This is a genomic window from Marinobacter sp. (assembly GCF_041690455.1).
Lineage (GTDB): Bacteria > Pseudomonadota > Gammaproteobacteria > Pseudomonadales > Oleiphilaceae > Marinobacter.
The window spans coordinates 1-9,070 of sequence record NZ_JAWLHI010000105.1; the positions used below are offsets into that span (position 1 = coordinate 1).

Here is a 9,070-nt window from a genome sequence, read left to right on the forward strand (position 1 = left end):
TGGTTGGAAGGGCTTCCCAAAAATGTGCGGAGCCATGGATGGCGGAGCCCAAGCGTCACAGGGACGTGCCGAAGGAGCGTTTTTTGGGAAGCCCTTCCAACCAGCCTCCCAACGCCAAGCCTCAAACGGATACGTTCTGAGCCTTAATACAACTCCGAGTCCACAGGCACACCCCGCAGAGAATTGGGATAAGCCTCCACAATCTCGACGTCAATAAAGTGCCCGACCACCTCCGGGTTTTCGTGCCGGAAGTTCACAATCCGGTTGTTCTCCGTGCGCCCCGCATACTCCCCCGGGTCTTTCTTGGACAAGCCGGTCACCAGAATCCGCTGGGTAGTGCCCACCATCTTGCGGCTGATATCCATTGCCTGCTGGTTGATCCGCTGTTGCAGGATCGCCAGGCGTTCCTTCTTCACATCCATGGGCGTGTCGTCTGGCAGGTCGGAGGCCGGGGTGCCCGGGCGCGCACTGTAGACGAAGCTGAAGGACACGTCGAAGCCGATGTCGTTGATCAACTTCATGGTGTCCTCGAAGTCTTTGTCGGTCTCTCCCGGGAAGCCGACGATGAAGTCCGAGGAGAAACTGATGTCCGGCCGGATCTTGCGCAGGCGGCGGAGTTTGGATTTGTACTCCAGGGCCGTGTGGCCGCGCTTCATCGCTGCCAGGATGCGGTCGGAACCGCTCTGGACCGGCAGGTGCAGGTGGCTGACCAGTTCGGGCACTTTCTCGTAGACGTCGATCAGGGCATCCGAGAATTCCACCGGGTGTGAGGTGGTGTAGCGGATGCGGTCGATGCCGTCGATGGTGGCGATCAGTTCGATCAGCTCGGCCAGGTCCATGACGTCGCCGTCGTGGGTCTCGCCTCGATAGGCGTTGACGTTCTGGCCAAGCAGATTCACTTCCCGAACGCCCTGGCCCGCCAGGTGAGCGACTTCGGCGATCACGTCATCGACCGGACGGCTGACTTCTTCGCCGCGGGTATAGGGCACGACGCAGAAGGTGCAGTATTTGCTGCAGCCTTCCATGATGGAGACGAAGGCAGACGGGCCGTTGGCGCCTGGCTCCGGGAGATTGTCAAACTTCTCGATTTCGGGAAAGCTGACGTCCACCACGCCGACGCCGTTACCCTTGGTTTTGATCTCGGTGATCATGTCCGGCAGGCGGTGCAGGGTTTGCGGGCCGAAGACCATGTCCACGTAGGGGGCACGGTCAATGATGGCCTGACCTTCCTGGGAAGCTACGCAGCCACCAACGCCGATAATCAGGTCCGGCTTTTTGCTCTTCAGGCTTTTCCAGCGACCGAGCTGGTGAAAAACCTTCTCCTGGGCTTTCTCGCGGATGGAGCAGGTGTTCAGCAGCAGGATGTCGGCGTCTTCCGGTGAATCGGTCATTTCGACGGTTTCGCCGGTTTTGAGCAGATCGGCCATGCGGGCAGAGTCGTACTCGTTCATCTGACAGCCGTGGGTTTTGATATACAGCTTCTTGGCCATGGTTCTCACGTGATCTGGTGGATGTTGCGCCGGGACTGGTGGTTTGTTCGGGGCGCTAGCAAAAAGGAACTGGGTATTATAACGGGGTGATTATTCTTCAACCACCATTGTCTCGGCTTGTCGCTAGTTTTGGTGTGGTATTATTTCGGGGCTCTATGCTTTGGGTGCATGAAGGGCTCGTCGGTGGGCTTTCCAAAACACGCTCCTTCGGCACGTCCCTGTGACGCTTGGGCTCCGCCATCCATGGCTCCGCACAGTTTTGGAAAGCCCACCGCCAAGCCCTTCCCGTACCACGGAGTAATCCCGTCGGATACGCCCACGAGGTTTCCGGCAAGTATGAATAGATAAACCGACTAAACATGACTCCTGAACGCCTCGCCCGAATCAAACAAACCCTCGACACCCGCCAACCGGATCTTCGTGTCCTGACCGACCAGGTCCATAAGCCCCGGAACCTGTCGGCGATCATCCGTTCCTGTGACGCCTTTGGTCTCGCGAACATGCACGTGGTCTGGCCGAAGGAGGGCTTCCGGGCTTTCCGGAAGACAGCCGGCGGTAGTTACAACTGGGTGACCACCCATACCCATCCGACGATGGATGATGCCGTGGCGGCCCTGAAAGCGCAGGGGCACAAGCTGTATGCGGCTCAGCTATCCGACCGGGCGGTGGATTTCCGGGAGGTGGATTACACGGTGCCGTGTACGGTGATCATGGGTAACGAGGTGGATGGGGTGAGTTCATCCGCGGCGGATCAGGCGGATGAGCATATTGTGATTCCGATGATGGGGATGGTGGAGTCCCTGAACGTGTCTTCGGCCTGCGCCATTATCCTCTCCGAGGCCCAGCGGCAGCGGAAGCTGGCGGGGATGTTCGAGCAGCGGCGGCTGCCGGACGAGGAGTATAACCGGCTTCTGTTCTGCTGGTGCCAGCCGACGGTGAAGCGCTACTGCGATGACCGCAACCTGCCGTACCCGCCGATTGATCCGGAGACCGGAGAGCTGGTTGACGGGGTGGGGTGGATGAAGGAAGTGCGCAAGCTTCGGCATCCGCACCTGGCGTAACGTCGGGGTCACAACGCTGGGGTCTGATGAAAGCTTTCATCTGACCCCATTTTTAAACCAGACTCCGTCGCTAAAAAGGGGTCAGAAGAAGGCGTTCTTCAGACCCCGACCTAACCACCAAGGCTGCGATCCGACTCAGGGGGCTGATGGACTCAGGGGTCTGATGAAAACCTTCATCTGACCCCAGCTTCACCTTCGCTGTCACTCCTCCCGAGCCTCCAGGTACCGCTGCAACTGCTCCCGCAACGCCTTCGGCAACCGGGTAATGGTCAGCGCATCCTTCTCCCGGTCGTAGTAAACCGCCTGATTCACAAGATCTGAGGAAAACGACACACTCATCCCCCCACCAGACCCGGCAATACGCACCAGTTTCTTCACCTTACGATGGTCCGGATGCAACACCCCGGTTTCCGGTACTTCAGCATTCTGGCTGGCGAATTCCTTGAATCGCTGGGGCTCGTTTTCATCCAGATACCCGGACAGAGCCTCAATCTCCACGGGCTCGCCCAGGGCATGCTGTTCCTTGCAGAATTCGTAGGCGCGGGAGCGGACTTCGCCGGCTTTTTCCGGTTCGGAGGTCTTGGCAAAGGCTTCCACGGCGTCCAGAAAGGTCATGGTTTCCTTTTCCACGTCCACATTATTTGTGAAGCCGCAAAGCCGGATGAACAGCTCTCCCGGCTCACCGGTGCCGCGGCCGTGGACGAGGGTGAGGTAGTTCTCGCTGCCGTTTTCGCCGAGCCAGTCATCCAGTTCGATGCGCACGGCCAGGTTCAGGCGTGACAGGCTGAGCACGTCAGTGGCGTCCAGAACCTGGTTGCCGTCAAAGCGCATGGCGCTGTCAGTCTCGAGGATCAGCAGGTAGACCACCTCGGCGTCAGCCAGTGCCTCGTGGACGATCATCAGGTGGCCGTCGAATTCCTCCTGGCAACCGGTGAGCAGCTCCTGCCACTGGCCGAACAGGCGGTCGGTCATGGCGCCGAAGCTCTGCTTGTCCTCCCGGTAATCCTTGAGCCAGCTGCTGAACGGACATTCGCCCAGGTCTTCGGAGAAACGGCCGTACTTCTTGCCCGGTTTGCTGTTGAACAGGCGCTTCATCTGTTTGTGCAGGGCCTCGTAATCGCCACCGGGTTCCTGCAGGGCCTCGCCACTGTTGAGGCGCGCGGGCTGCCCCGGCTGATACTGGCTGGCAAAGGCGGTGCGTAGGTGTTTGATGGCCATGCGTGTTGTTCCCCGGTTGATGAACGACAAAGCCCCGAGGGCGGTGCGCGCTCGGGGCTGTGCATTGTAGCAACTTGTGGGGGGAAGCGGTGGGGGTGGCGTGAACTTGGGGTCAGAAGAAGGTTTTCTTCAGACCCCTGGGGCGGCCACCTGGAGCTCGCGGTGAATTCGGGGTCAGAAGAAAGCCTTCTTCTGACCCCTTCTTAGTGGACAACCTCCGTTCTCAGATCCGCTTACCCCGAACCAGGCCCTGCACCAGTTCCTGCACCGCCCCCGGAATCTCCTCCGCAGAGCCTGCACTCACCGCCGCATTGGCAATGTCAGTCCCCAGATTCACGGCAATCGCAACCAGTCCGTGGGCGGTCAACAGTTGTGCCGTCCGGCGGCGTTCGTCGGCGTCTCCGGCATTCTCCTTGCTCAGCACCACGGCGGTCTTGCCCTGATCGAACAGGGCGCGCTCGACCGCCAGTGCCAGCGCCGGTGCCTGCTTGCCGTCGCAGGCAATAATGACCGGCTTCTGGGCCAGCCGACGCTCGCGCTCTTCCGCGGTCACCGGATCCAGGGATTCGGAGCCGTCGGCGAGCCCGGCAATCATGCCCGCGCCGACAGTCACGTTGGTCAGGCGGTCGACAACGATAAAGCTGCCGGTGGCGTGGTTACGCTGGTAGGCGTCAAACGCGATCGGCTGGTTCAGTGTCAGCTCGCACAGGCCGATCTCGTTCAGCGCCAACTGGCTCGGGCTGGCCTGTTGCTCCAGGGTGTTCACATCGGTCTGGTGGTGGATCTTCTTGACCGTCCCGGAGGTGAAGGTGGGGCCGAGCTTGATGTCATACAGCCGCCCGGTTTCCAGCGGCGCGTCGGTCATCCACACGATGTTGGCGTTGAACCGGTTGGCCACTTCCGGCTCGTCTTCCACTTTCACCAGCATGTCGCCCCGGCTGACATCGATTTCGTCTTCCAGGGTCAGGGTGACGGCCTGGTCGATGTAGGCTTCATCGAGCTTGCCATCGAAGGTCACAATGTCCTTTACCTTGCTGGTGCGCCTGGAGGGCAGGACCATGACCTTCTCGCCGGGGCGGATGACGCCAGAGGCGATGGTGCCGCAGAAGCCCCGGAAATCGAGGTCCGGGCGGTTGACGTACTGCACCGGGAAGCGGAAATGCTCCAGGTTCTTGTCCCGGGAGACTTCGACGGTTTCCAGGATTTCCATCAATGGCTGGCCAGTGAACCAGGGCGTGTTCTCGCTCTTGTTCACCACGTTGTCACCTTCCAGGGCAGAAATCGGTACGAAACGGATGTCCTTCAGTCCCAGTTTGGCGGCAAAGGCCAGGTAGTCGTCCTTGATTTCGTTGAACCGCTCCTCACTGAAATCCACCAGGTCCATCTTGTTCACCGCCACGACGATGTGTCGGATGCCTAGCAGGGAGGCGATGTAGGAATGCCGACGGGTCTGGGTAAGTACCCCGTAGCGGGCATCGATCATCAGAATCGCCAGTTGCGCGGTGGACGCACCGGTGGCCATGTTACGGGTGTACTGCTCATGGCCCGGGGTGTCGGCGATGATGAACTTGCGCTTGTCGGTGGAGAAATAGCGGTAGGCGACATCGATGGTGATGCCCTGTTCCCGCTCCGCCTGGAGGCCATCCACCAGCAGGGCGAGGTCCAGCTTTTCCCCGGTGGTGCCCATCTTGGCGCTGTCGGTCTTCAGGCTGGCCATGTGATCTTCGTAGATCATCTTGGTGTCATGCAGCAGGCGCCCGATCAGGGTGCTCTTGCCGTCATCGACGCTGCCGCAGGTGAGCAGCCGCAGCAGTTCCTTGTTTTCGTGCTGTTTCAGATAGGCCTGGATGTCTTCGGCGATAAGATCTGAGGTGTGAGACATGCTTGGAACCCTTTTGGGTAAAGTCGGGGTCAGATGAAAGCTTTCATCTGACCCCATTTTCAATTCAACTCCGGGGTCTGAAGAACTCGTTCTTCTGACCCCATCTTCATGATTTCAACTCGGAGTCCGGCGCTAACTCGGGGTCAGAAGAACGAGTTCTTCAGACCCCATGTTCAGGTTCTAGAAGTAGCCTTCGCGCTTTTTCTGCTCCATCGAACCCGCGGAGTCATGGTCAATCACCCGCCCCTGGCGCTCGGAGCTGGTGGCTAGTAGCATTTCCTGGATGATTTCCGGCAGGGTGTCCGCCTCGGATTCGATGGCGCCGGTCAGCGGGTAGCAGCCCAGGGTGCGGAAGCGCACCGACTTCATCATCGGCTCCTCGCCTTCCTTCAGGGGCATGCGGTCGTCGTCCACCATGATCAGGGAGCCATCGCGCTCGACCACCGGGCGTTTGGCGGCATAGTAGAGGGGAACGATCTCGATGTTTTCGAGGTAGATGTACTGCCAGATATCCAGCTCGGTCCAGTTGGAGAGCGGGAACACCCGGATGCTTTCGCCCTTGTTGATCTTGCCGTTGTAGATATTCCACAGTTCGGGGCGCTGGTTCTTCGGATCCCAGCGGTGATGCTCATCCCGGAACGAATACACCCGCTCCTTGGCCCGGGATTTCTCCTCGTCCCGGCGGGCTCCGCCGAATGCGGCATCGAACTTGTACTTGTCCAGGGCCTGCTTCAGAGACTGTGTTTTCATCACGTCGGTGTGCTTGGCGCTGCCGTGGGTAAACGGGCCGATGCCCTGTTTCACACCTTCCTCGTTGATGTGCACGATCAGGTCGAGGCCATACTCCTTCACCTTGCGATCCCGGAATTCGATCATGTCCCGGAATTTCCAGGTGGTGTCCACGTGCATCAGGGGGAAGGGCGGCTTGCCCGGATAGAAGGCCTTGCGGGCCAGGTGCAGCATCACGGCGGAGTCTTTCCCGATGGAGTAGAGCATCACCGGGTTGTCAAACTCGGCGGCCACTTCCCGGATAATGTGGATGCTTTCCGCTTCCAGCTGTTTCAGGTGCGTGAGGTTATATGTGGTCATGATCATCCATTGCTGGCGAGGCTGTGCAGTTACGTTCTGCAACTATAACAGAGCCAGCAATGGCATAAGAAGGAGTCTGGCTAGAATTTCAGGCTATAAAAATATAGCGTTCGCCAGTCTTCAATGGGCTTGAGCAGTGGTCTCTCAGGTCCCGGCGGGCTTGCGAAGATCGGCCAGGAGTTGCGAGACATAACGGTCGACGTAGTCGTAGCCGTTGCCTTCGAATTCGGCGAACTGAATTCCGAGATGGAACTCGTCCCGGGCAACGCGGCGCATGTTGACGATGCTGCCCTCGGCAATAATAGATACCGGCTGAGTGGGGACAACAGGAACGGAAAAGCGCGTCTTGACTGGAATCCAATGCCCGGGAGCCGGAGCTTTCCGATCCGGTATCAATTGTTTGACGGCATTCTCGTTGCAGGAAATCATCACTCCGCTGCGCGACAGGTTGGCGACAGAGCAGGTCAGGCATTCGCCGTCAGGCTTTTCAATGGTAATGTCCGCAGAGACATCGACGCGCTGTTGGTTGCGCAGGTTGGGTTTCGCCGTTGTTGTTTTCATTCGTACTCTTCTGGCGTGACTGGTCTGAAAAGAAGCTGCCTTTCCCATAAAATCCTTCCAGAAAAAACACTTAAGCGTTCATGATTCTATGTGTTTAAAATGTGAACAGCAAGATACCTGACGCCTGATGTGGCAGATTTGTGACGTCTTTCCGGGCAGGGCGTCAAAGTTTTGGCTCCTGGTCCGTATTTTCCACCGACCTGGCCGGGCTGCAGTCCGGTACTGTGCTGGGGTAAACTACGCGCTTTCATCCATTGCAGGAGCGACATGCCGCTCCGGGAATTCCTGTAGACGCTATGACCGACAAAACTGAAACGGCCGCCGGCGGCGGCAAAGTAGGCTTCATCAGCCTTGGTTGCCCGAAGGCCCTGGTGGACTCCGAACGCATCCTGACCCAGCTTCGCCAGGACGGTTACGATGTGGTGCCCACCTATGACGACGCCGATATCGTGGTCGTCAACACCTGCGGCTTCATCGATGCAGCCAAGCAGGAATCCCTGGACGCCATCGGCGAGGCAATGAACGAAAACGGCAAGGTTATCGTCACCGGCTGCATGGGCGTGGAAGCGGACAAGATCCGTGAAACCCACCCGGGCGTCCTGGCCGTCTCCGGGCCCCATGCCTATGAAGAGGTCGTCGGCGCAGTCCACCAGTACGTGCCCCCGAAGAAAGAACACGACCCTTTCGTGGATCTGGTTCCGCCCCAGGGCATCAAACTGACCCCGCGACATTATGCTTACCTGAAAATCTCCGAAGGCTGTAACCACCGCTGCACCTTCTGCATCATCCCGTCCATGCGCGGCGACCTGGTCAGCCGCCCGATCGGAGACGTGATGGACGAGGCCAAGCGGCTGGTGGACGCCGGCGTGAAGGAGTTGCTGGTCATCTCCCAGGACACCTCCGCCTACGGCGTGGATATCAAGTACCGCACCGGTTTCTGGCAGGGTCGTCCGCTGAAGACCAAAATGCAGTCCCTATGCGAGGCCCTGGGTGAGCTGGGCGTCTGGGTACGCCTGCACTACGTGTACCCGTACCCGCATGTGGACGACATCATCCCGCTGATGGCCGAAGGCAAGATCCTGCCGTACCTGGATATCCCTTTCCAGCACGCCAGCCCGGAAGTCCTCAAGGCCATGAAACGCCCGGCCCATGACAGCAAGACTCTGGAGCGCATCAAGAAGTGGCGGGAAATCTGTCCGGAACTGACTATCCGCTCCACGTTCATCGTCGGCTTCCCGGGTGAAACCGAGGAAGACTTCCAGTACCTGCTGGACTGGCTCGACGAAGCCCAGCTCGACCGCGTGGGTGCGTTCACCTACAGTCCGGTGGAAGGTGCCAGGGCCAACGAACTGGAAGGTGCCGTCCCCGAGGATGTAAAAGAAGAGCGCCTGGCCCGTTTCATGGCCAAGCAGGCCGAGATTTCAGCGGCCCGTCTGCAAGCCAAAATCGGCAAGACCATCGACGTTCTCATCGACGAAGTTGACGAGGAAGGTGCCATCGGTCGTTCCAAGGCGGATGCGCCGGAGATTGACGGCATGGTTTACCTTAACGGAGAGACTGACCTCGCTCCGGGTCAAATTGTTCAGGCGGTTGTGGAGCATGCTGATGAGCACGATCTATGGGGTCGGCTTGTGTGATTGGGTTTGACTTGGGCTCCTAGCCTTCTGGTTTTGCGGGAGGGCCTTGGCGGGCGGCGCCTCCCAAAAACCGCTACGAGCACGTCCATGTGCGCTTGTTTCAGGCCATCCTTGGCCTTCAACATTTTTGGG

The 9,070-nt window shown here is 59.1% G+C and carries 7 protein-coding genes; 2 read left to right on the plus strand and 5 right to left on the minus strand.

Annotated elements, in window-relative coordinates; all coding sequences use genetic code 11:
* Positions 1-143 precede the first annotated feature (143 nt).
* Entirely contained in the window at positions 144-1,490 is a 1,347-nt protein-coding gene (miaB, locus tag ACESMW_RS17665) for a tRNA (N6-isopentenyl adenosine(37)-C2)-methylthiotransferase MiaB (RefSeq protein WP_372988299.1), read from the minus strand.
* A 359-nt stretch (positions 1,491-1,849) separates the two neighbouring features.
* Between miaB and trmH the strand changes: the two genes are divergently transcribed.
* On the plus strand, positions 1,850-2,551 hold the full coding sequence (gene trmH / locus ACESMW_RS17670) for a tRNA (guanosine(18)-2'-O)-methyltransferase TrmH (RefSeq protein WP_372988300.1): 702 nt from the start codon (positions 1,850-1,852) through the stop codon (positions 2,549-2,551).
* Positions 2,552-2,752: 201 nt separating this feature from the next.
* On the opposite strand, the gene ACESMW_RS17675 is transcribed toward trmH, so the two are convergent.
* From ACESMW_RS17675 to ACESMW_RS17690, 4 genes are all read right to left on the minus strand, one after another.
* The gene (locus ACESMW_RS17675) at positions 2,753-3,769 is read right to left on the minus strand and encodes a nucleoid-associated protein (protein ID WP_372988301.1); all 1,017 of its coding nucleotides are present in this window, start codon (positions 3,767-3,769) and stop codon (positions 2,753-2,755) included.
* Between the two features lie 223 nt (positions 3,770-3,992).
* Positions 3,993-5,651, minus strand: coding sequence for a sulfate adenylyltransferase subunit CysN (cysN, locus tag ACESMW_RS17680; RefSeq protein WP_372988302.1), 1,659 nt, complete (start codon positions 5,649-5,651; stop codon positions 3,993-3,995).
* 180 nt (positions 5,652-5,831) lie between these two features.
* Entirely contained in the window at positions 5,832-6,746 is a 915-nt protein-coding gene (gene cysD / locus ACESMW_RS17685) for a sulfate adenylyltransferase subunit CysD (protein ID WP_372988303.1), read from the minus strand.
* A 138-nt stretch (positions 6,747-6,884) separates the two neighbouring features.
* Positions 6,885-7,301, minus strand: coding sequence for a PilZ domain-containing protein (locus ACESMW_RS17690; RefSeq protein ID WP_372988304.1), 417 nt, complete (start codon positions 7,299-7,301; stop codon positions 6,885-6,887).
* A gap of 296 nt (positions 7,302-7,597) precedes the next feature.
* Here ACESMW_RS17690 and rimO point away from each other — a divergent pair, with 296 nt between their 5' ends.
* Positions 7,598-8,938 (plus strand): 30S ribosomal protein S12 methylthiotransferase RimO, encoded by a 1,341-nt coding sequence (rimO, locus tag ACESMW_RS17695; RefSeq protein ID WP_372988305.1) that lies wholly within the window; start codon positions 7,598-7,600, stop codon positions 8,936-8,938.
* The last annotated feature ends 132 nt before the right edge of the window (positions 8,939-9,070 follow it).

What these genes read in the sequence shown, in the direction of transcription:
- cysN (WP_372988302.1), bottom strand. Translation starts at nt 5,651, where the DNA reads ATGTCTCACACCTCAGATCTTATCGCCGAAGACATCCAGGCCTATCTG.
- trmH (WP_372988300.1), top strand. Translation starts at nt 1,850, where the DNA reads ATGACTCCTGAACGCCTCGCCCGAATCAAACAAACCCTCGACACCCGC.
- ACESMW_RS17675 (WP_372988301.1), bottom strand. Translation starts at nt 3,769, where the DNA reads ATGGCCATCAAACACCTACGCACCGCCTTTGCCAGCCAGTATCAGCCG.
- miaB (WP_372988299.1), bottom strand. Translation starts at nt 1,490, where the DNA reads ATGGCCAAGAAGCTGTATATCAAAACCCACGGCTGTCAGATGAACGAG.
- rimO (WP_372988305.1), top strand. Translation starts at nt 7,598, where the DNA reads ATGACCGACAAAACTGAAACGGCCGCCGGCGGCGGCAAAGTAGGCTTC.
- cysD (WP_372988303.1), bottom strand. Translation starts at nt 6,746, where the DNA reads ATGATCATGACCACATATAACCTCACGCACCTGAAACAGCTGGAAGCG.
- ACESMW_RS17690 (WP_372988304.1), bottom strand. Translation starts at nt 7,301, where the DNA reads ATGAAAACAACAACGGCGAAACCCAACCTGCGCAACCAACAGCGCGTC.